Source organism: Emticicia sp. 21SJ11W-3 (assembly GCF_024138715.1).
GTDB classification, from domain to species: domain Bacteria; phylum Bacteroidota; class Bacteroidia; order Cytophagales; family Spirosomataceae; genus Emticicia; species Emticicia fluvialis.
On sequence record NZ_CP092074.1, the window covers coordinates 1,277,069 to 1,299,342 of the forward strand.

The window sequence follows — 22,274 nt, forward strand, 5'->3', positions numbered from 1 at the left end:
GTAGCATACCCTGCATTACAAATTCAGATACATTTATGGCGGCAAACGAAAAGCCAATAAAAAATGCCTTTCAAAGCGGTTTATGCAGGAGTCTTACCAAGTACAGGCTTACTGTAGTTCGAGACAAATTTTAAGAGTAATCAACAATATATTAATCAAATTAGATAATGAAACATCAAATACCAATTGTGCTGATTTTTGCATTAGCATTTAATTTTTCATCAATAGCGCAAGACACCGTTTGGGTAGACGCAAGCAAAGTAAAAACAAGTTATTTAAAAGAAGGCGCTCACCGCTATCTGGTTTATTTCAAAATGGGGAAGGATGCGGCACGGTCAAGGCCCCAGTTCTGGACAAGAAGTATTACTTTCGGAAATTTTAAAGGCAATAATGCCATTATTGTAAAGCAAATCTGGGAAGACCGCGACAGCGTAGTACACACTGTTACTTCTGTATGCGATAAGAAAACCTTTGCGCCACTTTATCATCAAAGCTGGTGGAAGCAAAGAGGTAGCAGCGAGTTTGATTTTATGGCAAAAACGGCCAGCATTAATAATGTGCCACTAACTGATGCAGACACAACGGCTAACCGAAAACTGCCCTGGATGGCTTTTCAGACAGCAATTAATCAATATTCATTAAACTGGCATCTTGATCTGGAGGTATTCCCTTTGCTTGTCTATAAGTTAAAAACCACTTACATGATTCCGTTTTATGAACCCGGTTATCTCGCACCTAAGTTTGAGGCTTACACAATTACTGGTACTGCACAGCTTAACGGATATGATAACACAAAAGTAGATTGCTGGTTGCTAACGCATGAAGCGAAAGGTTATAAAGAGGTTTTCTGGATAAGTAAAAAAACGCATGAAGTACTTAAACTTGAAAACGAGATTGGAAAAGACCGCTGGCGATACAAAATAAAACTGGGGTTCAGTGTTTAAATGATGAGTCGGAATTAAAAAAATGCGGGTGCCTATTATTAATTCGGGCACCCGTATTTGGCATATTTATTATATCTATAAAAAACTGAATGTCAGGGTTATAGTAATGTAAATTTTATTTGATCTTTGTAGTAAAGCCTACTCTCATTTGGGGTTTCCGTATTTTTTCCAGAGTCTTTTTCCTAATTCAACAGAAGGTAATTCAACAAACTGATAGAGTCCGTAAGCAAGAATGGTAAAAATAAACAGCGCGGCCAACGGGCTGGCTACCAGATGAACCATAACAAATTTAAAATGCCCAAGGTGTTTTAGTAAATCGAACAAATAAGGCTGGTGTATGAGGTATAAACTGTAGCTGCAAATACCAATACCTGCCAAAACACGAAACAACGGTTTTAGAAAAAATGGATCTTCCTGTTTTTTATACAAAAACCACTCTAACAATGCCAGCCAGGCACATACCGACACCGCTATTGTAAAATAATGAGCAACCATAAAGTATTTGCAAACAGGAAGCAGCGCAAGAAAAACCAAAAGGTATAGAAGAGGCTGTTTCTTGAAAATCTTTTTGTTTTCCCAGTATAACTCAGCCGCCAGGGCGCCGGCACCCCATGTAAACCAAAGAACAGGCATAGAAAGTGCCATTGACAGCGGTATGCTGTCTTTCATGAACGTTTCTAGTATAAACGTGCAGGCAAAATGAAGAAGCGTTAAACCAGCTACTGTGTTTCGGATACCAATTTTTTTTCTGAAGTACAAAAACAAAGGATAAGCCAGGTAAAGTTGAACTTCTAGGGCCAGAGTCCAAAAAGACGGATTAATTGAGAAAAACGATGTGTCTGAGAGATTGTGAATCAACAATACATGTAAAAGTATGTCTTTAGGGGAGAAAGACATATTCCTGAAAACAATAAAGAATAGCAGCACTAACAGGTACGGAGGATATATGCGGAAAAACCGTCGTACATAAAATTGCTTTACATTAAACCGGCCCTGACTGTTTAAAAAGCCTAAGTGAATGACAAATCCACTGATAACCAGAAATAACTCAACGCCTAGTTCTCCAAATGTAAAAGGCAAAAAGTTGAAAATTATATCTTTTGTTGACCGTAAATCAAGTATGCCACTATCTGTATAGTTTCTTATTTCGTATGGAGGAAAAATACTTAGTTGCGTGTGGTAAAAAAATACCATCAATATGGCAATTCCGCGTATTACATCTAATTCAGGTATATAACGGTAGTTGTTTTTATTCATCGGGTAAGTTATAAGGCATGCAGCTTTGAGCTTCTGCAAAAGTTATTTACTTGCTTAGGATATATTTCTGGAATGAGTATGTATAAATACAACCAGATAAATAGGGTAAAAGGGTTTTAAAAAAAGTCATCAGGTCTAACTACAACCTATATATGTTTGCTTACGGCCAGTTGTTAACAAGCATGTATTAACGAACAAACATTTAGAATTAGCAAAAATAATCCGGTTTTTTCTTAAAAGTCACCACATGTATATTTAAGAGCAAGAACAATTGTAATATACAAGTAGAATGCGCCCGGGGTTTGAAGTTAGCAGCATCAAAATGATGTTTGGGCCGCTAATTAATTGTACAGGTAAAGTTTATCTTATAAGATGTAATTACTAAAGCACGTTTTTAAATTATTAATTGGGTTTATAGTGGGGTACTTTTTTTTAGCCACCGTCTTTATTTAAGCTGCATTTAATGCAAATTAAAACTGACGGTGGCTTTTAATATACTAAGATTCAAAAAAATATTACCAGAAATACCAATACAAGCCAATCAGGATAACGATTACGGCTACGGCGCCAAAAGCAAAAATCCCTTGTACTTTAAACATGCTGGCGTCAATTTCAAGTCCTTTACCTTCGTCTGGCAAGATAAAGCCCAGAATAAACATAACAGCCACGCAAATCAGGAACACAATACCCATGCGGTCAAGGAACGGAACGGTGGTCCAGTCAGCAAACGGCATCCAGTTGTTATGCAAAGACAGTGCAATTAAGAAACCACCTACAATGGCAAACAAAGCACCTGCTGAATTGGTACGTTTCCAGAAGAAACCCATCACAAATGAGGCGAAAATACCCGGCGATAACAGACCGGTCATTTCCTGAATAAACTGGAAACCACCTTTTTTGTCGATACCCATATAAGGCGACACTACAATGGCCAATATCATAGACACTACAATAGTTACGCGGCCAATCCATACCAGGTGTTTCTCAGATGCATTTTTACCGATATAATTTTTGAAAATATCAAGCGTAAAAATGGTAGAAATACTATTGGCTTTACCTGCTAAAGATGCTACAATGGCCGCTGTTAGCGCCGCAAATGAAAGACCTTTCAAGCCCATAGGCAGCAGGTTCAATAACACCGGATAGGCGTTGTCCTGATTGAGTGTGCCATCTGCACCCAGCATTTCCTTCTGAAACAAACCTTTCTGATATAACGTATATGCCGCAATACCCGGTAAAGTTACAATGATGGGCATTAAAAGTTTCAGAAACGCTGCAAATAAAATACCTTCACGAGCGGTTTTCAAATCGGCTCCCAAAGCACGTTGCGTAATGTACTGGTTACATCCCCAGTAGTTCAGATTCACAATCCACATACCACCTATTAAAACTGTTAAGCCCGGTAGTGCCATATAATGCGGGTCTCCTTTATGGAAAATCATGTGGAAGTGGTCTTCCGATTTCTCTGTCATTAGTTTTAATCCATTAGTAAGGCTTTCTAACCCGCCATATTCTGTAGAAACCAGCGTAACAGCCAGATATGTTGTAGCTAAACCACCAATAATCAGGAAGAATACCTGAATTACATCTGTAAAGCCGATTACTTTCATACCTCCGATAGTAATTACAATAGCAAAAATGGCCAGGCCAATCATACAAACCGTAAAATCAAGACCTGAAATACCCGATACAGCTAAAGCACCCAGATACAAAATAGAGGTAAGGTTTACAAGGATATACAAAGCCAGCCAGAATACGGCCATAATCAGACTCACCGTTGAGTTGTAACGCTGATTAAGAAACTGCGGCATGGTAAATATCTTGTTTTTCAGATAAATAGGCATAAAAACCACACCAACCACAATCAGCGTGGCAGCGGCCATCCATTCATAAGTTGAAATAGCCAGACCCATCGAAAAACCATTGCCCGACATACCAATCATTTGTTCAGCAGAAATGTTAGAGGCAATCAGTGAGGCACCGATAGCCCACCAGGTAAGAGACCCTTCAGCAAGGAAAAAATCTTTTGTTGAGGCTTCTTTAGATTTTTTTCGCTGATAAATCCAATAGCCATAGCCCGATACCAGGATAAAGTAAAAGAGAAATACGACGTAATCGAGGGTTTGTAATTTTTGCATAGCGCTTTAGAAAAAAAGAGAATAGAATTTTTTAGATTTAGATAAGTTTCATGTACGGAGCAAATTAAGGTAGAAAATTTTCCTTTTCAAAGGGTAGCGTTTGTTTTTAAAAGATTTTTTAGATTTTACATAATTTTTTCTATGAATGCCCAATTGCCCTCCAATTATTATTTTGTCAATACCTTGTCTTTTACGTAATTTTACAAAAAAACTCTTCGGTTTTGAGCAGAAATACAATCAGGCTATTGATTATTCTTGGCACACTTTCTATTACTGGAATTATTGCAGTGCAGGCGTATTGGGTAAAGAAGGCATTTGATTTGAAGGAACAGCAGTTCAGGCAAACTGTTATGATTTCTTTGCGGAATGTAACCAATAAAATATCGTCACTTTATAAGCTATCTGTTATTGAAAACCCCGTTACCCAGCTTTCGTCTGATTATTATGTTGCCAATTTAAGGGCGCCGCTTAATGCAGATGTGCTGGAGCATTACCTGAAAGATGAGTTTAAGAAGCAAAATCTGTTAACAGATTTTGAGTATGGTATTTATAATTGCGATACCGACAATATAGTTTATGGTGCTTATATCAACTCAGATTTTGAAGAGAGTGCCCATGCTCAAAAGAATCTTCCGAAGACAGACAAATACCTCAATTATTTTGGGGTTAGATTCCCCGGTAAAACCAGTTACCTGGCCAGCAGGCTTGATATCTGGCTCATTTCGTCACTTATTACGCTTATTGTTACCTTGTTTTTCGGGTATGCCATGTTTATCATCCTAAAGCAAAAACGGCTGAGTGAGGTACAGCGTGATTTTATTAATAATATGACGCACGAGTTTCAGACGCCCATCTCTACCATCAGGGTAGCTACAGATGTTTTAAGCCAGCCGAAAATATTAGACCAGCCCGAGCGTTTAAGAAAATATGTAAGTATAATCAGGCAAGAAAACAACAGGCTTAAAAATCAGGTTGAATCTGTACTGAATACTGCCAGAATGGATAAAGGAAGGCTGCAACTGGATATTCAGCTACAGGAATTGCACAGCCTCATTGATGATGTAACAGAAGGTGTGAAAGCAGAACTGGAAGATTCACTGAAACTGGAGCTGCATGCAACCAGAACCAGTATTTATGCAGATAGGGTGCAGCTGATAAGTCTGATCAGGAACCTACTTGAAAACGCTATTAAGTATTCAGATAAAGTACCGGATATTACAGTAAGAACCGAAAATACTGACGAAGGTCTGGTTCTTTCCATAATTGATAAGGGCATAGGCATAAGCAGCGAAAATATCAATAAAATTTTTAATAAGTTTTACCGGGTTCCTACCGGTAACACACACAATGTAAAAGGCTTTGGGTTGGGGCTTAGCTATGTAAGACAAATTGTAAGAGCGCACAAATGGGAGATTAAAGTTGAAAGCAAGCTTGGCGAGGGAAGTACATTTACAGTTATAATGAACCAGGAATAAAAACCGTTTACCCAAAAGACTTATAAAGCCAGATTATGCCCAAAATATTATATGTGGAAGATGACCCCAACCTGGGGTATGTTACAAAAGACAGCCTGGAAATGGAGGGATATGAAGTAAGCCATTTTCAGGATGGTAAGGAGGCCTGGAAAAGTTTTACCAAAGAGAGATATGACCTTTGCCTGCTTGATGTAATGCTACCCGAACTGGACGGTTTTAGTCTGGCCGAGAAAATCAGAAAGCAGAACCTGCAGATTCCGGTAATTTTTCTGACGGCCAAAGGTATGCAGGAAGACCGCATTGCAGGCCTTAAAGTAGGTGGTGACGATTACATAACCAAGCCTTTCAGCATAGAGGAGCTTAGTTTACGGATTAAGGTTTTTCTGAAGCGGAAAGATATTTCGAAGGTAGATTTTGAAGGCCAGGGCGTCTGGAAACTGGGTAATTATGATTTCAATTATCAGCAACTTTCTCTTAAATCAGAACAAAAGACTGAGCAACTGACTAACCGTGAAGCAGAGGTGCTGAGGTATTTATGTGAAAGAAAAAATCAGGTTATTAAACGTGAAGATATTCTGACGGCCATTTGGGGTCGAGACGATTATTTTTTAGGCCGAAGTCTGGATGTTTTCATAACCAGGCTCAGAAAAATGCTGATAGATGAGCCTGCCGTAAAAATAGAAAATGTACATGGCATAGGGTTTAAATTTACCTGCTAAAATAAAGCCTCCGGTAAGTTTTTATACTTTTTCCGGAGGCCTGATTAATATGTAAACAAAAACACTATTGTTGGTTTTTATTTGCCGCTTTCTTTAGCCCAGGTGTCTTTCAGGCTAACGGTGCGGTTAAAAATGAGTTTGTTTTCTGTTGCGTCTTTATCAAGACAAAAATACCCTTTTCTGAGAAACTGATAATTTTTGCCCGTTACAGCCTCTTTAAGCGACGGTTCAAGGTATGCATTTATTACTTCAAGAGAATCGGTATTGATATACTCTTTAAAATCGCCTTCTTCACTGCCGGGGTCTTCAACTTTAAACAGTCGGTCATAAAGCCTTACTTCTGCCTTGGTTGCATCAGCTGCAGAAACCCAATGGATGGTTCCTTTTACCGAAATGCCGGAGGTATCCTGGCCGCTCCTGGAGTTCTCTATATATGCGCATCTCAGTTCAGTAATCTCACCGTTTTCGTCTTTTAGCACTTCATCGCAGCGGATAATATAGGCGCTTTTCAGACGTACCATCTGGCCAGGTGCCAAACGGAAATATTTTTTCGGCGGATTCTCCATGAAATCGTCTTTTTCAATAAGAATCTCCCTGCTGAACGGCATAGTACGTGTGCCACCTTCAGGGTCTTCGGGGTTATTTTCAGTGGTCAGTATTTCAGTCTTTCCTTCAGGGTAATTAGTAATTACCACTTTCACAGGGTCAAGCACTGCCATTACACGGGTAGCCGATTTGTTGAGTTGTTCTCTGATACAAAATTCAAGCAGCCCTACACTTATCAGGTTATCTCTTTTGGCTACGCCTATTCTGTCGCAAAAATCACGGATGGCCTCAGGTGTATAACCTCTCCTGCGCAAACCTGAAATAGTAGGCATACGGGGGTCGTCCCATCCGGTTACGTGGCCTTCATTTACCAATTGCAACAATTTCCGCTTACTCATTACTGTGTAGGTAAGGTTCAAACGTGCAAATTCATATTGTCTGGAAGGGAAAATCTCCAGGTTTTCAATGCACCAGTCGTAAAGCTCACGGTGAGGTACAAACTCAAGCGTACAAATAGAATGCGTAATACCTTCAATTGAGTCAGACTGCCCATGTGCAAAGTCGTACATAGGGTAAATACACCATTTATCGCCGGTACGATGGTGTTTTGCAAATTTTATACGGTAAATAATGGGGTCACGCATGAGCATATTCGGAGCCGCCATATCAATTTTAGCTCTCAGCACACGTGTACCTTCTGCAAATGCTCCGTTTTTCATTTGCTCAAACAAGGTCATGTTTTCTTCAATGCTGCGGTTTCTGAAGGGGCTGTTAATGCCCGGTTCAACAGGCGTGCCTTTCATGGCTGCCATTTCTTCAGAGGTGCTGTCATCTACATAGGCAAGACCCTTATTGATCAATTTTTTGGCAAACTCATAGAGCTGCTCAAAGTAGTCTGACGCATAGAACTCGTTGGCCCAGTTGAAACCCAGCCACTGCACATCATTTTTTATAGACTCTACATATTCTGTATCTTCGGTAACCGGGTTGGTGTCGTCAAAACGCAGGTTGGTTTGCCCGCCATATTTAAGGGCTACGCCAAAATTCAGACAAATAGATTTTGCATGGCCAATGTGCAGGTAGCCATTTGGTTCAGGAGGAAAACGGGTCAGAACTCTTCCATTATATTTACCTGTTTCGAGGTCATTTTCAATAATTTGCTCGATAAAATTTAAAGATTTCTCAGTCGCGTCTGCCATAAATTAACGGTGGTGTTGTTGCTATGCTTGCGAATTTAGCATTTTTTTACGGTAATGAATTTGAGTTGCGCATCTTATTAATTAATTTATTTATTTTATTTTAGAAAAAATTAGAATACTCATATTTTATTAGTATCAATTTATCTTACTGTTTTTTAAGGATAATTTTTACGTTAATTACGTTACTTAAATTCTGCAGGTGAGGGTATATTTAGCACCGCAATTACAAATTTTAATTTTATGAGTTTCAAAAAAGCAATTAACAATTTTCTTAGTAGTAAATACCTGGCTTTTGCTGTAACCCTTCTGATATTGGTTTTGTGTTCTTTGCCCAGTAAAAATATTGAGATGCCCGGCAATATGAGCGACAAAACAGCGCATTTTCTTGCATTTGGCGCCTGGGCATTTTGTTGGCAGGCCGCCTTTGGAAAATATGGGCAGACCCTGCTCTATGGAGTGCTTCTGGGTGTGCTTATTGAGTTTTGGCAGGCCTCATTGCCTGAATCTTTTCATAGAAGTTGTGATTTTAAAGATGGTCTTGCCGACAGCATTGGTGTGGTGATAGGTCTTGCACTCTGGAAGTTAAAAACACTTCTGAAGCTATAAAGTAAAACAATACTATAAAACAACAAATGTGTGGCTATAATTGCCCAATTTTTACTGTAAAAAGAGGTTTTTGCCCTTTTGGAATATTTTTTTGCCTGTTTTTGAGATTGAACCCTTAACTCTTAAGCAGTACAATAATAATTGGAATAAGCGTGCTGGTATATATATTTCAGCCTTGGATACACCCAATGTTGTAAATGAAATAACCCGGCAACTTGTGCAGATGCTTGAGAGTCTGGTGCCTGAAAATATCCAAAATATCCAATGACAAAAGAGAGGCAGCCGGAAGTAACTCATCCAAACAATTGTTTTTTATGGAAACAGAAAAAATTGCCAGAGAATTGAATTATCTGATTATTCATAACCTTGATGCGCAGGAGGCTTACATAGAAGCAGCGGGCAGTGCAGCATCAAAAGACCTGCGCGATGCCATGCTCAGTGAAGCTGAAAAAAGAGGCAGCTTTGCCAGAGAATTACAGCGGGAAGTAAAAGCCTTAGGAGAAGAAGTTGCCGAAGATGTAAGCCTGGCAGCCATGTGGAAAAATGTAATGCAGGGAATAAGGGGGTGGTTCAGAAAACCCACCGACGTTAAGTTGGTTGAGGAATGCCGACAAGGTGACGATGAAACAATTATTGCATACGATACCGTGCTTCAGTTGGGCGAAAAATTCATGCCTTCTTCCATTTATAACATTATAATAAAGCAGAGAAAAGAAATAGGCCTGACATACCAGGCCTTAATAAAATATCACGAGCAGCAATTGGCCCATTAATCAGGGTTTAAAAAGTATTTTTCCTGTTTGTACTTTCTCAATGGCAGTTCTATTCATTAGCTCGGGGCGGGCTTCTCCGTTTACGTACATTTTTGCCTGGTCGCTGTAATGTTTGCTCATTATATTGCCAGACTGGCCGGTGGGCAATATGCTGGTGCCTTTATCAGGATACCCAAAATCAATAATACGGCGCAGTGCAGGGCCATAGCTAATGTCATATACACCGGTAGAATCCATCTGAAAATCAAGATTATTGATGGTTTCGCGGCCTCCGGGTGCCGGAAACGGCCCTACATTAAAGAATTTTCCTACAACCGGTAAAATACCCAGCGGATGCTTGTGCGTAAGGGTATGCACTTTTTCCCATTGCCATTTTTCTATATCTCCACCCAATTGTTTTTCCAGACTGGCTGCCGCATCATTGATAGATTTGGTAAGTATCTGTCTACGGGTTTCACGTTCAGGAGTATTTACGTTGTCCCACCACGGAGAATCTTCTTTTTTTATCATGGCAATCATGTTTCTTTTGAAATTGACATTGTGTTCAAAAGAAGCAAACACTTCCTGGCCTAGTTCATCCTTTACTGTATTTACCAGCATGTAATAAATGAATCGGTAGAAGATGGTCGGTTCAACGTTATTCAATTGATGAGCGCCATCCCACGGAATCAGTTTCTCAATTGACTTTTTTGCTAAAGGAGATAAATTTTCGGCAAATATGATAGGTATAATGTCTTTCAGTAAGCTTTTATAACTGGTTGATGTTACATCATTAATTACTTTTCTTACCTCTTCGGGTGTCCAGTCTTTTTTGTCTGTAAACAACAATTGCTCAATGCGTTTTGCGCGGTTTCCCGGCACATAATAACCGGGTACTGGCCCCGTACCCATATCTGCAGGTTGGTTATTGGCTGTGTATAAAACCCCACGTGCTGGATTCAGAATCTGTGGATTCTGCGAAAAATCAAGCCAGCCCAATGGGTCATCCTTACCTGTAGTACCGTCCAGAATAAGCATCGGGTTAACGTGTGCAGGTCTTCTGGGTAGTTTCCCTGCGGCCCACCATGCAATATTACCGGCGGTATCTGCCCACATAAAATTTAATCCCGGTGCAGCCAGAGTACTTACCGCTTTAGATGCTTCGCCCGCATTCCGGGCATGAGCCAGGTCGTAGAAATTCTGCAATAAATGGCTTGGAAACTGGTTAAACACCCACCATAGAGCAATCGGGTCTTTTTCTTTTGCCATTTTATCAAAACTATCATTCATCAGCGTTCCGTGGCGCGAACGCTTAATGGTAATCTTTATGTCTTGTACCCCTTTTACTTTAATGCTTTCCTGATAAGTATTCAGGTTTTCCCAATGGTCTTTGTACCAAACCTGATTCGGGTTTTGAGGGTTAAGCCTTTCTCTGAAAAAATCTACATCATCGTTTTCAAACATGGTAAGGCCCCAGCCGCCGTTTTGGTTATGCCCTAAAGCTGCAAATGGTGTACCAGCCAGAAAATTACCATAGAAATGAAAGCCGGGGCATTCGAGGTGTGCTTCGTACCACACCGATGGCTGCGCAAAGGCTATGTGTGTATCGTTTGATAAAATGGGTTTCCCCGATTTTGTCTTTGAACCGCTTATGACCCAGCCATTGGAACCATGATAAGGCGGAAAAGGGGCAGTTGTTTCAATTGTAGCCAGTTGGTTGGCTATGCTGGCCAGGGTTTGAGCTACTTTAGCGGCAGAGTCTTTTTGCTGAACAGGTATTACAGGTTCTCCTTTTGGCCATTGCGACCAAACATCGTTCAGGTATGTGTCACCAAATTTATTGTGAATATACGTAGCAATTGCCTCTGCCCTGAATGCCTCAGCAAACGTAAAACCCATATAGCCTGAAATAATGTAGCAGTCTTCTAACGTAAAAGGCGTATTAGAGATGCCTGCCAAAGTAAATTCAAGAGGCGCTTTACCTTGAGCCATATACTGGTTAATGCCTTTAACGTAGGCCTCGGCAGCTTTTACAAATGGGGCATCGGGGTTTTTTCTTACCAGCGAGTCTATTGTCCATTGGGCATGCTTCCGCAAGCCAAGTGTACGGAAGAACTTATCTGATGCCACGGCTTTCTCGCCGAACAATTCAGCCAGCCGGCCATCAGCCAGCCTCCTGATGAGTTCCATCTGAAACAGCCTGTCTTGTGCATGAACGTAGCCAAAAGCATAAAACAGGTCTTCTTCGTTTTGTGCATAAATGTGCGGCACACCGTAATTATCATAAATTACCTCAACTTTGTCTTTGAGGCCTTTTAATTGTAGTTCGGTATTCAGATTAGGTTTAAAAGTTGATAACCATATATAAATGCCTACACCTGCTACTACAATAATAATTAGCAGGGCAACGAGTATTTTCTTGAGTACTTTCATGTTTTTTAGGTTGACGACTGACCGGATGGTGTGTTAACAGAAACAAAAATATAGGAAGCAATTTAGAAAAAAACTTTTACATCTTTATTGACACCGGGTTCTGAATAAAAATAAGGCAGGCATTTAATAGGTAATTGAAGTAATAAAGAAAAAACAATACTTGTATTTAAACTGTTTTTGGGTAGATGAGAATGAAAAAAAACTGAATTTTATGGCAAAGTTCCGAACAATTAGATACATTTGGCTTGAAACCTAAATTGCAGATGAAGACTGATTCCCTGTTTGGCTGCACAACAAAAAGCCATTCGGCAATATTGATAGAATGGCTTCAAGTGTGTTTCAAATAATAGAACCTTAAATTTTTTAGTCAAAGCAAGGTAATTTTGGACCTTTGGGGATGATGCAAAGTTCAGATAAATACATCGAATAGGAAATACTGTCCAGACAGTATATTGAGTACTCTGAATGCTGTATATCTGTGTTAAATAATAATAAGTTAAGTGATTTGCTGTATCCGCTAAAGAGTGTATTGCGTTTAGACAGATGAAGAAACTCCTCATATTAACCTTCTTGTGCCTTTTTTTGGGTTTTGCTGCTCAATCTAAAAGCAGAACCGACAGCTTGCGTGCGGTATTAGCTGGGTTATCGGTACAAAAAAAGAGTTTTAAGCTCGATACCTCCCTTATTAACCTTTATTGTCAGTTAGGTAAAGAATTTACCAAGGTAAAAGATGATTCGGCCCTTTTTTATCTCAATAAAGCGCTTGCCATAGCCCAGAGAATTGGTGATAAAGAACTTTTATTGAAAACCTACATTCAAACGGCAACCCATTATGGTATCCAGTTCGGGCACATAAAGGCGCTGGAGTACTGGTATAAGGCGCTGGCTTTGGCAGAAGAGTTAAAAGATACCAAGAGAAGCATTTTTATACTGGGAAGAATTGCGGTGAGTTTTTCGAGCATGCACGATTATAAAACTTCAATAGAATACTACAAAAAAAAAGCAGAATTAAGCAAAGCAGTAAATGACCAGCAAGAGTATGTGATGAGCCTGATGAATATCGGCAATATCAACTTTGATATGGCTGATTACAAAACAGCATTGAAATATTACCAGTTATGCGAGCAGTTAAATAAAAGTATAAAAAGTAAGAAAATTGAGTCGTCAGTCATTATAAATATTGCAATGACACGCGTGAAATTCAAACAATACCAAGAGGCTCTGGCCGGATTTAAAGCCAGCCTGGAAGTAGACGAAGGCTATGATGATAAAGTTGCCTTTGTTAACAACGAAATAGCTAAGGTGTATCTCTTGCTAAACAGACCCAAAGAGTCCCTGAAATACGCAACAATTGCACAAAATAATGTTAAGCATGTTTATGCAAAAATGAATATGGATGTTTCCAGAACGCTCTCTGAAATCTACGAGAAAATAGGGAACGACGTGCTTGCCTACAAGTATTATAAAGATTACGTTAATGTAAGATTGAGCGAAGATTCAACTAAAAATTCGCAGCTAATGCGTCTTGTTCAATTAGATTATGAAACCGAAAAGAACAACCAGAAGTTGGCTCAATTGAATTTAAGGATGCAGGAAAGAGAGAACCGGACCAGGCTTATGAGTATTGGTTTAGGCGCCTTATTGGTTTTGATTCTTGTTGGGTTGGGTTACTCGCGCTCTTTGGCTCAAAAAAATAAACTGATTGAGGCTCAAAAGGCCGCAATTCAGAAATTGAATGAATCGCTGGAAGTGAAAGTTGAAGAACGCACCAGAGAATTGACAGTAGCCAATGAAGGGCTTAAACAAAAGAACAAAGAAATAAGAGAGGCCCTTTTAAAAGGCCAGACAATGGAGCGGGAAAGGGTGGCTTCTGAGCTACATGATAACATAGGAGGCACCTTAACCGCACTTAAATGGCGTTTTGAGGCCTTGGATAAAGATAATCTTTCTGAAAAAGAACAGGTAATTTATGATGGCATACTAAAAAACATGCACCGGGCTTATGGCGAGGTCCGGCTCATTTCTCATAATATGCTACCCGCCGAGTTTGAAGAAAAAGGCCTTGTAGGGGCACTTGAAAAATTTATTGCAGACTTAAATACTGGGGCTGCCAAAACAAATTTCAGGCTTAATGTATCTCAATTACAAAAGCCTATCAGGCAGGAAGTAGCCCTTGAAATTTACATTTGTTGCTTTGAGATTATCAATAATGTGATTAAGCATGCCAATGCAACAGAGGTAGAACTTGAAATAGCTGAGAAACAAAATGGTAATCTGGAGGTAATGATACTAGACAACGGTAAAGGATTTGACCCTGCCTTAATTGGTAACGGCAAAGGTCTGAAAAATATCATGAACCGGGCAGAAAAAGTAAACGGTAGTCTGATAATAGATAGTAAACTAAATGTTGGTTCACAGTTCTGTATCAGTATACCTGAGTTGTTCTGGGAAGAAATACTGGCTGTCTGATACTAGAATTTAACCTGATTGATTATTTTCAGCAAAGTATCTTTTGCATAGAAACCTTCAAGTTTAATCAGGTCGGTCAGGTTGCCTTCGGCTATAGCCAGCAAAATAAGCCCGATAGCTGAGTACCCCTTGTTTATTACCGGCTGCGGCCCGTCATTATCGATTTTTGTATAGCTGTCTGTCTCATTAAGGGTATTTACAATTTCGTTAACCAGTAAATGGTTATGTATTTGTTTCTTTTTTAATCGCTTAGGTAATTTAAAATCCAGGCACTTGTTGATTTCTTCAATAAATTGGTAATTATCTGAAACCCCCGGCATAGTGGCTGAAATATCTTTCAGCACTGTTTTACAAAGAAACCTGAACAAGTATTCATTCGGGAAATAAGAATATAACTTAGCCAGAAAATAGATGATACCTAACCTGCCTTCATTAAAACTATCATCAGTCAGCCTGTATTCAAAACTGCTTGTTTCGTCTTCAATCAGGCTTAACCAATAACAATGGGTTTTACCTTTCTGGTTTATTACCAGTGCCTGCCTGCATATCAGCCTTCCTATATGAAGTGCCCAGTTAAGGTAATTGTTTTCTGATAGCGGGTTATACCTTTTGCTTCCATTGAAAGCCTTACTTAAAATGGAGAAATCGTACGGATACTTGCTCTGCGGATTCCTGAAAAAGTCGTCTAAATTAAAGCCCATCTCAAGTAATCTCTTTTTTACAAAACCAGAAAGTCTTTGCTTGCTTATGTTTGCCGTTCTGGTCTGGTAATATTCAATGTAAATTTCAGCCAGAATATCGGCTCTATACTTACCGAAACTGCTATTTTTTATAGGCGGTTCTTCTCCGAAAGTTATACCTCGCAACACTGTTTTCTTTGTAAAAGGCAGTGTTGCTGAGCCAAACAAATCGGCATATTGTGGTGCGGTTGCTATTTTCTTTACAATATAAAAAACTATCAAATAATGTTCGCGGGCTGTGTAAAGAACGGCGTTGTCTAAACGAGAGTTTTTTCTGATAGCAAATTTGTATTCAAAGGGTATCAGCCAATTGTTTAGCTCGTCATGCAGGTCTTTTGAGAATCTGGCAATGGTCTCAAAATCATAGTTGAAGTGAAAATAAATACGTGTTATAAATGAGCTGCCCAGGTATTTAATACCTCTGAAATAAAACCAGGCATTGTCCAGAATCTCAAGGCGTTTAATCCTTAAATCTACAATTTTATCCTGGTTAGGGAAGGGGGATGAAGAAACGAAGTCACCGGCAGAAACCAATTTGTACTGTTCTCCTTTGCATAAATAAAATTTGCCATGCCGCTTTGCATGACGTACAGACTGTTCGTCCAGTGTCCAGTTTTTATCCCAGGTGTTCAGTTGCTCATCAGATTGATAAAATTGTTTTGCCAGCCAATTAAAAGCTTCTTTGTTATCCTCATTCAGTTTCTCTTGTTCTGTAACATTAGCATACAGGCAATATATCTGGTCGCTGATGGCATATTTTTTTCCAATTAGTTCCTCTTCTTTTCTGGCGAGCAGCATTTGGGGTTGAAAGGCGGAATCGACATTAACTAATATGGAGTCTATCTGTTTTCGGGTAGTAAGCGTCATAGCAAGTTAGATAAATTAGAATTCAAAAATTTCAAATCTGCATTCGCCTGAATCATATATCGCATCAATGTACTTTTCTGTATCAATCATCAGCCTTTTTACTACTTCCAGACTAACCAGAAAATAATTGAAGTTGCCATCATAGTTTCGTAGCCTTTCAAGTTTTCTTAATGCCCAGAATTTCAGTACTCTTGAGGTAAATTGATAATGTGCTGTTTCATTGAAACTGAATTTCTGGCAATAGGCGTTTAAATACTCAGCAAAAAAGAAGTAACGTTTCATCAGCGAAGCGCTTAATTCGTTGGTTGATGCCCCTCTTCTGAATGCCGGCTGATATAGAACTGACTCAAGAAAACAGGCGAAATCCCAGGCATGGTCTCCTTCAGACACGTTTTCAAAATCTATAAATTTAGGCATACCGGTAGCGCCATCCTGCAAAAGATTTTCAACTTTCAGGTCGCCATGTATTAGGTATTCTTCCACTATTTGTTCTGAAAACTCCTCGAGTGCATCTGCAAAAGTTGCCTTGTTTAAAAAACTATGAAGAATGGCTCTGCTGGGTGAAATGAAGGCAAATGATGGAAAAACAACTTCATCTAAAAACTGAGCACGCGTAGCGCCAAGTTGCAGCAGGTTTATAAAACTCCGGTAATAAGATAACCTGTTAAAGCAGTGGTTTTGCAGGAAAACCTTGGCCGGTGGATTCCCATTCAGACGCAAAGATTGATGCAATGCTGCCAGTGCGTCGGCGGTCTGGCGGGCATATTCCTGCAATTGGCATGAACTATTCAGTACCTGATGGGGTTCAGGTAAATTTTGCAGATAGGGTAATAGCAGTATGTTGTATTGCGAATCGAATGAAAAATCCTTCAACTTAACCTGAAGCCCACCGAACGAGCTGTAAAAATGGTATTCGTTCAGAATAGGTAAGGTGCCGCTGTTGGTCAGAAACTTAGGTTGCTTAAAAACAAACGACTGCTTATTGACGGTGCATTTGAGCAGGGTGTTACGAGGATTCCTGGCATCTATGTTTTCAATTAAGAGCAAGTCTCGCTCGCTAAAAATGTTACTCAATGCACTGAACCCACTATGGGTATTTTGTTGCAACAAATAGCCGGTAAGATTATAGGCAGTGAGTAACATTTTTTAGTCATTCAAAAGTTTGTTAAAAATTAATAAGTGTGCTCATGGCTGAAGGTAGACAAGTACTCGCGAAACTCTTTTGCTTCTTTAATTGGCATTGTATGAAATTCATTATGCCTTTTTTTGATAGAGCAGGTTGCTTCTTCAAATACTTCAACGTAAAGTGCCGGAAATTTGCCAGTGGCATCTGCCTGCGGCTTTGTAAAATTTACCAGCGCATGGCTTTCCATAAAATACGTTTTTGCATTACCTGCCGAGTCGTTGATTTCAACAAGAGCCAGAGGGTTTTCCATACCCAGCGACTTTTTAAGGTTGTTGTTAGTAATAGGCCTTAATTGACCAAACAAAGTAGTAACTCTGTTTTTGTCGACGCCTGCGGTTTGAAAAAAATGCGGGCCGGGGTTAATTGTTTTTGTCATACCAGTAAATGATAGGATGGTGAAAGGTTTATTTAACTAAACCATGCTTCATGGCATACTTCATTAAAGCCAGTGCAGAGCTTACGCCTAATTTTTTCATCAGGTTTCTCCGGTGTGTCTCAACCGTTGTCGGGCTGATAAAGATTTTTTCGGCAATTTCTGCATTGGTAAACTCTTGTATAATCAATTGCATGATTTCAATCTCCCGTGCTGTTAGCGGCACATGCTCACCTATTTCGTCTTTCCCGCTGGCAGTAGCCTGGTTAGGTATCTCTGCCAGACGCATCACAACCGCATCACTGAAATACTTTTGCCCGTTTATTACTCTTTTCAAAGCGGCTTCAAGCTCTTTTTTTTCAATGCTTTTTACTATGTAGCCATCAATACCTGCAACAAGCGCTTCTTTAATAACGGTGGCATCTTCAGACATCGTAAGCAATATGGTTTTTACATGCGGGTATTCTTTCCGTATCCGGATAGTCGTTTCTATACCCCCCATAACAGGCATTTGCAAGTCGCTCAGTACCATGTCTATTTCATGCGTACCCATATAAGCTAATGCTTCCTGTCCGTTTTTTACGGTTGCTACTACTTCAAAGTCTGGCATTCTGTTAATGAGCATACCCAGGCTTTCTGCTACAATAGTGTGGTCGTCAGCAATTAAGATTTTGATTTTCTGCATTTTGGATCTGTGTGATAAGTAGTTCGTTTTTTGTAAAGCCTCCTTTTATATTCCGGATTCTTGTTACAAACTGCTAAATGTCTTAAAACTTATCATTTTTACCAAACCAATCATGTGCTAATCTTTAGCTGACGCTTTTATATGCCTGTTTTTGTTATGCTCATGGTGCAAATTTATATAACAGATGCTATGCAGGCCTACGGGATAAATACGGTTTTATTACCGTATTTTTCTCGACTTAAAAAAGGTATTTCCACTATATGCTGGCATATACCTTTACTATAACTTGCATGCAATTAATGAGCGGACGGTAGTGTTTATGGAAATTACTGAAATCTTTACACACTGAACGTAAATCCTATATTGTAGCCGGAAGAAGGCTATTACAGGCCATTCATGGTATCCTTCAATTGCATTTCAATTCTGCTGATTCAATTATAAATTCTTGGAAACTTCTCTATTCAGAGTCGCGGCGGGTGTCAAAGTGCCACCAGGCAGTATTTTAACCTTTTATTTGGTATGGTTCATCAAACTTTGTGTGTTGTCTGGCTTTTTATTGGGTATATGGTTTTTCATAACATTCTTATAGTCAGTCTTTTGGTGTCGCAGAACAAGGCTGCATTCCGGATATCTGAGCAGGAATATTTTAAAACAATGCTCAGCAATGAAATCCAGGGGGCTCAACTTGCGCTTCAGAAGACCAAATTTATTCGGATCGGATTTCAACTGGTCGATAACCTTGGCCAGTTATTGACGGTAGTAAAAATTAACCTGGCAGTAATGGAAGAGAGTTTTATGTACCGCAATCAAATCGAATTCGCCGAAAACATGTCTCAGGCCAATGAATTGGTAAATACTATGCTAAGTGAGATAAGAACATTGAACAGCGATATTGAAGAACACCTGATAAAGAAATTTGATTTTATTGCCAACTTATCAGAAGCATTAAGAACCAGACATACTGAAAGCGAAACAACCGCCGAACTAATTATTGAAGGCAAATGCTATTGCTTAGGGTATAACCGGGAAATTATCCTTTTCAGCATTATTCAGGATATATTTCTGACGGCTCGTCAATGTAGCGAAACAAAAAAAGTTGAGGTTAAACTAAGTTATTTTTTTGATAACTTTACTTTGTGTCTAACGTTTGATGCTGCCAATGATTACGCAACTGCAGATACCGGTATTTATGCCCTGCGAGCAACCTTGATTAATTTTGAATTTGGCGTAAAAACCGATAGTGAATATAGAACCCAATATTGTTTTAGAACCACAATTGTTAATGATAGTATTAATACTACTGATTTATGATAAAAGTTGCCATTGCTGATGACCACCAGCTTGTGGCCAAGGCTATTTCGGGGCTTATACAGAAGATTGACCCTTATGATGTGATTTTTGAAGTTGAAAACGGTAAAGAGCTTGTGCGGTACTTTAATCTGGGTATGGTGCCAGACATTGTGCTGCTTGATATCAATATGCCTGAAATGGACGGTTATGAAACGGCTTTATGGTTGAAAACCAATTATCCTGATGTTAAAGTGCTGGCGCTTTCTATGTATGACAAAGAAGAGTCAATCGTTACGATGCTTCGTAATGGCGCCAAAGGATATTTGTTGAAGGGATGCAGACCTTCTGAGCTAAAAGATGCGCTTGATGCAATTATGACCAAGGGGTTTTATTATACCGAGTACTTGACAGACAGGCTGGTTAAAAGCCTGAATTCTGAAAAAAGTAAAAACCCGGCTGAACAACTGGGGCTTAATAGCCGAGAACTACAATTTATTGAATATGCCTGCAGTGAACTTACATATAATGAAATTGCCGACCTGATGTGCGTAAGCCCTAGAACGGTGGATGGTTATCGCGAGCAGGTGTTTATGAAATTGGGTGTAAAAAGCAGGGTAGGGGTAGTGCTGGAAGCAATAAAATCGGGTATTATTAAAATTTGAGGGGTTTTGTTAAGTGTGCCTTAATCTTCAAAATTATTTCGTTTGTATTTCAAGGTTCATTTGCTATCTTTGGTTGTCATCAAAAAAAACCAAAGATTATTATGCTGAGCCGAGTTGCCAATTCTATTTATTGGATTAATCGCTATATAGAACGAGCAGAGAATTACTCTCGTTTTGTGAGTGTAAACCTGAACCTAGCGCTGGATGCCCCCGGGATTTTGACCGAACAATGGGAACCCCTTTTAATTGCTACTGCTGATAATGACAATTTTTTTGAGTTCTACAGCAGGGCGAACAGGAATAATGTGATTGATTTCATGACATTCGACAAACGCAACCCGAACTCCGTTTATAGTTGTTTGGCTGCCGCCAGAGAAAATGCCCGTACTATAAGAGAGAGTATAACCAAGGAAATGTGGGAGCATATTAACATTTTCTATCTCAAAATTAAAGAAACGCAATCGGCCAAGAACTGGGATGTTGAACAACTTCAACAGTTTTTTACTGAGATAAAAGATGGCTGCCAGCTTTTCTGGGGCATTGTAGACTCAACCGTTACCAGAAATGAAGCCTATCATTTTGGCCGCATGGGGCGTTTTCTTGAACGTGCCGATAAAACCTCAAGGTTTCTGGATGTGAGGTACTTTACTTTACTACCGGATGATGAGGCCTTCGGTTCACCGCAGGAATTGCTTATATGGACATCCGTGCTGAAATCTGTAGGGGCATTTAATATGTACCGGCAGGAACACCGCGTCATTAATCCGTCTCATATTGTCGGGTTTCTGATTCTCGATAAAAATTTCCCCCGGTCAATGTTCTATTGTATCAGGCAGGCGGAATTGTCTTTATATGAAATTTCAGGGCATAAAATTACTGAAGGGTACTCTAACCCGGCAGAAAAACAATTAAGCAAGCTACGCCACGAAATTGAGTTTACAGAGGTAGAAGATATTTTTAACAAGGCCTTACACCCTTATTTAGACGAGTTTCAAATCAGAAACAATAATGTGGCCCAGGCTATTTTTGATACTTATTTTGGTTTAAAACCAGTTGAACAGTAAAATTAATTAAGTAAGATAGCCATTGGTATGGCAGCATTTTTTACATTTGCAGTTGTTTATTAATAAGTTTTGAATGCTGCTTTCATTGTTTTAACCGCGGCGGCGACCCGCCTAATGTATCGATATGACTTTTTGTCTGGGAGTAAAAGTGGCCAAGGGGCTTGTTGCAATAGCTGATACGCGCATCACATCAGGTAGCGAGGTGTCAACGAATAAAAAAGTGTTTATCCATCAGTCTAAAAACCATTCTATGTTTATTATGACTGCCGGATTGCGTTCGGTGCGAGACAAGGCCATTACTTATTTTAAAGAAGTGCTTGAGCATCAAGACCACCGGTTCGATAAAATGTATAAGGCTGTTAATGCTTTCGGAGAACAGGTAAAAAGGGTAGCCAGCGAAGATAAATCTTCATTAAAAGAGGCGGGTCTTGCATTTAATCTGTCAGCCCTGATTGGCGGGCAGCTTGAAAATGATGATGAACACAAGTTATACATGCTTTACCCTGAAGGCAACTGGGTTGAGGTAACCGAGGGTTCTCCGTTTATTATAATCGGGCAGTCTAATTATGGTAAGCCCATTCTGTATCGGAACCTGAAATATACCACCTCATTGCAAGAAGTTTTAAAGCTTGGGTTTCTTGCTTTTGACTCCACGCGCGTTAGCGCCAATGATGTGGATTTTCCGATTGATGTAATCCTATGCGAAAAAAACAGCTTTAATATAGTAGAGCAAAGATACGAGAAACAAGACCTGGAGCAGATATCGTATCAGTGGAATGCTCTGCTGAATGCCTCGGTTCAGAAACTCTCAACCGATTGGATGGAACCTATCTTTAGCAAGTCGCTGGAAGAAATTTAATATTTGCCAA

At 39.5% G+C, this 22,274-nt stretch carries 18 protein-coding genes; 10 read left to right on the forward strand and 8 right to left on the reverse strand.

The annotated features are described in order from the left end of the window. Nucleotides 1–167: 167 nt before the first annotated feature. Nucleotides 168–944, forward strand: coding sequence for a hypothetical protein (locus tag MB380_RS05340; protein WP_253533772.1), 777 nt, complete (start codon nucleotides 168–170; stop codon nucleotides 942–944). A 144-nt stretch (nucleotides 945–1,088) separates the two neighbouring features. On the opposite strand, the gene MB380_RS05345 is transcribed toward MB380_RS05340, so the two are convergent. Together MB380_RS05345 and MB380_RS05350 are read right to left on the reverse strand one after the other, a co-directional pair. After that, nucleotides 1,089–2,201, reverse strand: a complete 1,113-nt coding sequence (locus MB380_RS05345) for an acyltransferase (RefSeq protein ID WP_253533773.1) — start codon at nucleotides 2,199–2,201, stop codon at nucleotides 1,089–1,091. 515 nt (nucleotides 2,202–2,716) lie between these two features. Next, nucleotides 2,717–4,339 (reverse strand): sodium:solute symporter family transporter, encoded by a 1,623-nt coding sequence (locus MB380_RS05350; protein ID WP_253533774.1) that lies wholly within the window; start codon nucleotides 4,337–4,339, stop codon nucleotides 2,717–2,719. A 221-nt stretch (nucleotides 4,340–4,560) separates the two neighbouring features. Here MB380_RS05350 and MB380_RS05355 point away from each other — a divergent pair, with 221 nt between their 5' ends. Continuing rightward, a complete protein-coding gene (locus MB380_RS05355) occupies nucleotides 4,561–5,814 on the forward strand; it encodes a sensor histidine kinase KdpD (RefSeq protein ID WP_253533775.1) in 1,254 nt (417 codons plus the stop codon). Nucleotides 5,815–5,849: 35 nt separating this feature from the next. Next, nucleotides 5,850–6,533, forward strand: a complete 684-nt coding sequence (locus tag MB380_RS05360; protein ID WP_253533776.1) for a response regulator transcription factor — start codon at nucleotides 5,850–5,852, stop codon at nucleotides 6,531–6,533. A 77-nt stretch (nucleotides 6,534–6,610) separates the two neighbouring features. On the opposite strand, the gene MB380_RS05365 is transcribed toward MB380_RS05360, so the two are convergent. Continuing rightward, nucleotides 6,611–8,278, reverse strand: a complete 1,668-nt coding sequence (locus tag MB380_RS05365; protein ID WP_253533777.1) for a glutamine--tRNA ligase/YqeY domain fusion protein — start codon at nucleotides 8,276–8,278, stop codon at nucleotides 6,611–6,613. Nucleotides 8,279–8,518: 240 nt separating this feature from the next. On the opposite strand from MB380_RS05365, the gene MB380_RS05370 reads away from it, so the two are divergent. Both MB380_RS05370 and MB380_RS05375 read left to right on the forward strand, forming a co-directional pair. Further along, the gene (locus MB380_RS05370; protein WP_101727671.1) at nucleotides 8,519–8,884 is read left to right on the forward strand and encodes a VanZ family protein; all 366 of its coding nucleotides are present in this window, start codon (nucleotides 8,519–8,521) and stop codon (nucleotides 8,882–8,884) included. 314 nt (nucleotides 8,885–9,198) lie between these two features. Then, nucleotides 9,199–9,657 (forward strand): PA2169 family four-helix-bundle protein, encoded by a 459-nt coding sequence (locus MB380_RS05375; RefSeq protein ID WP_253533778.1) that lies wholly within the window; start codon nucleotides 9,199–9,201, stop codon nucleotides 9,655–9,657. Here the strand turns inward: MB380_RS05375 and MB380_RS05380 are convergent, their stop codons facing one another. Next, entirely contained in the window at nucleotides 9,658–12,069 is a 2,412-nt protein-coding gene (locus MB380_RS05380; RefSeq protein ID WP_253533779.1) for a penicillin acylase family protein, read from the reverse strand. A gap of 543 nt (nucleotides 12,070–12,612) precedes the next feature. Here MB380_RS05380 and MB380_RS05385 point away from each other — a divergent pair. Beyond that, nucleotides 12,613–14,538 (forward strand): histidine kinase, encoded by a 1,926-nt coding sequence (locus tag MB380_RS05385; RefSeq protein ID WP_253533780.1) that lies wholly within the window; start codon nucleotides 12,613–12,615, stop codon nucleotides 14,536–14,538. Nucleotides 14,539–14,540: 2 nt separating this feature from the next. On the opposite strand, the gene MB380_RS05390 is transcribed toward MB380_RS05385, so the two are convergent. The 4 genes from MB380_RS05390 to MB380_RS05405 all read right to left on the reverse strand — a co-directional run bounded on the left by MB380_RS05390 (nucleotide 14,541) and on the right by MB380_RS05405 (nucleotide 18,389). Continuing rightward, nucleotides 14,541–16,076, reverse strand: coding sequence for a T3SS effector HopA1 family protein (locus MB380_RS05390; RefSeq protein ID WP_253533781.1), 1,536 nt, complete (start codon nucleotides 16,074–16,076; stop codon nucleotides 14,541–14,543). An 84-nt stretch (nucleotides 16,077–16,160) separates the two neighbouring features. Beyond that, nucleotides 16,161–17,288, reverse strand: coding sequence for a phosphotransferase family protein (locus tag MB380_RS05395; RefSeq protein ID WP_253533782.1), 1,128 nt, complete (start codon nucleotides 17,286–17,288; stop codon nucleotides 16,161–16,163). Nucleotides 17,289–17,317: 29 nt separating this feature from the next. Next, a complete protein-coding gene (locus MB380_RS05400) occupies nucleotides 17,318–17,707 on the reverse strand; it encodes a hypothetical protein (protein ID WP_253533783.1) in 390 nt (129 codons plus the stop codon). 28 nt (nucleotides 17,708–17,735) lie between these two features. Then, a complete protein-coding gene (locus MB380_RS05405) occupies nucleotides 17,736–18,389 on the reverse strand; it encodes a response regulator transcription factor (RefSeq protein ID WP_253533784.1) in 654 nt (217 codons plus the stop codon). Nucleotides 18,390–18,908: 519 nt separating this feature from the next. Here MB380_RS05405 and MB380_RS05410 point away from each other — a divergent pair. The 4 genes from MB380_RS05410 (at nucleotide 18,909) to MB380_RS05425 (ending at nucleotide 22,264) form a co-directional block, all read left to right on the forward strand. Then, nucleotides 18,909–19,700, forward strand: coding sequence for a hypothetical protein (locus MB380_RS05410; RefSeq protein WP_253533785.1), 792 nt, complete (start codon nucleotides 18,909–18,911; stop codon nucleotides 19,698–19,700). Beyond that, nucleotides 19,697–20,341 carry a response regulator transcription factor gene (locus MB380_RS05415; protein ID WP_101727682.1) on the forward strand — a complete coding sequence of 215 codons (645 nt, stop codon included), beginning with the start codon at nucleotides 19,697–19,699 and terminating at the stop codon, nucleotides 20,339–20,341. Before MB380_RS05410 ends, MB380_RS05415 begins: the two co-directional genes overlap by 4 nt. 101 nt (nucleotides 20,342–20,442) lie before the next feature. Continuing rightward, on the forward strand, nucleotides 20,443–21,405 hold the full coding sequence (locus MB380_RS05420) for an alpha-E domain-containing protein (protein ID WP_253533786.1): 963 nt from the start codon (nucleotides 20,443–20,445) through the stop codon (nucleotides 21,403–21,405). Between the two features lie 124 nt (nucleotides 21,406–21,529). Beyond that, nucleotides 21,530–22,264 (forward strand): peptidase, encoded by a 735-nt coding sequence (locus tag MB380_RS05425; protein WP_253533787.1) that lies wholly within the window; start codon nucleotides 21,530–21,532, stop codon nucleotides 22,262–22,264. Nucleotides 22,265–22,274: the final 10 nt, after the last annotated feature.

Bases quoted from the DNA above. Each gene is read 5' to 3' on its own strand.
- MB380_RS05340 (WP_253533772.1), top strand. From the start codon at position 168: ATGAAACATCAAATACCAATTGTGCTGATTTTTGCATTAGCATTTAAT.
- MB380_RS05345 (WP_253533773.1), bottom strand. From the start codon at position 2,201: ATGAATAAAAACAACTACCGTTATATACCTGAATTAGATGTAATACGC.
- MB380_RS05350 (WP_253533774.1), bottom strand. From the start codon at position 4,339: ATGCAAAAATTACAAACCCTCGATTACGTCGTATTTCTCTTTTACTTT.
- MB380_RS05360 (WP_253533776.1), top strand. From the start codon at position 5,850: ATGCCCAAAATATTATATGTGGAAGATGACCCCAACCTGGGGTATGTT.
- MB380_RS05365 (WP_253533777.1), bottom strand. From the start codon at position 8,278: ATGGCAGACGCGACTGAGAAATCTTTAAATTTTATCGAGCAAATTATT.
- MB380_RS05370 (WP_101727671.1), top strand. From the start codon at position 8,519: ATGAGTTTCAAAAAAGCAATTAACAATTTTCTTAGTAGTAAATACCTG.
- MB380_RS05375 (WP_253533778.1), top strand. From the start codon at position 9,199: ATGGAAACAGAAAAAATTGCCAGAGAATTGAATTATCTGATTATTCAT.
- MB380_RS05380 (WP_253533779.1), bottom strand. From the start codon at position 12,069: ATGAAAGTACTCAAGAAAATACTCGTTGCCCTGCTAATTATTATTGTA.
- MB380_RS05385 (WP_253533780.1), top strand. From the start codon at position 12,613: ATGAAGAAACTCCTCATATTAACCTTCTTGTGCCTTTTTTTGGGTTTT.
- MB380_RS05390 (WP_253533781.1), bottom strand. From the start codon at position 16,076: ATGCTGCTCGCCAGAAAAGAAGAGGAACTAATTGGAAAAAAATATGCC.
- MB380_RS05395 (WP_253533782.1), bottom strand. From the start codon at position 17,288: ATGTTACTCACTGCCTATAATCTTACCGGCTATTTGTTGCAACAAAAT.
- MB380_RS05400 (WP_253533783.1), bottom strand. From the start codon at position 17,707: ATGACAAAAACAATTAACCCCGGCCCGCATTTTTTTCAAACCGCAGGC.
- MB380_RS05405 (WP_253533784.1), bottom strand. From the start codon at position 18,389: ATGCAGAAAATCAAAATCTTAATTGCTGACGACCACACTATTGTAGCA.
- MB380_RS05410 (WP_253533785.1), top strand. From the start codon at position 18,909: ATGGTTCATCAAACTTTGTGTGTTGTCTGGCTTTTTATTGGGTATATG.
- MB380_RS05415 (WP_101727682.1), top strand. From the start codon at position 19,697: ATGATAAAAGTTGCCATTGCTGATGACCACCAGCTTGTGGCCAAGGCT.
- MB380_RS05420 (WP_253533786.1), top strand. From the start codon at position 20,443: ATGCTGAGCCGAGTTGCCAATTCTATTTATTGGATTAATCGCTATATA.
- MB380_RS05425 (WP_253533787.1), top strand. From the start codon at position 21,530: ATGACTTTTTGTCTGGGAGTAAAAGTGGCCAAGGGGCTTGTTGCAATA.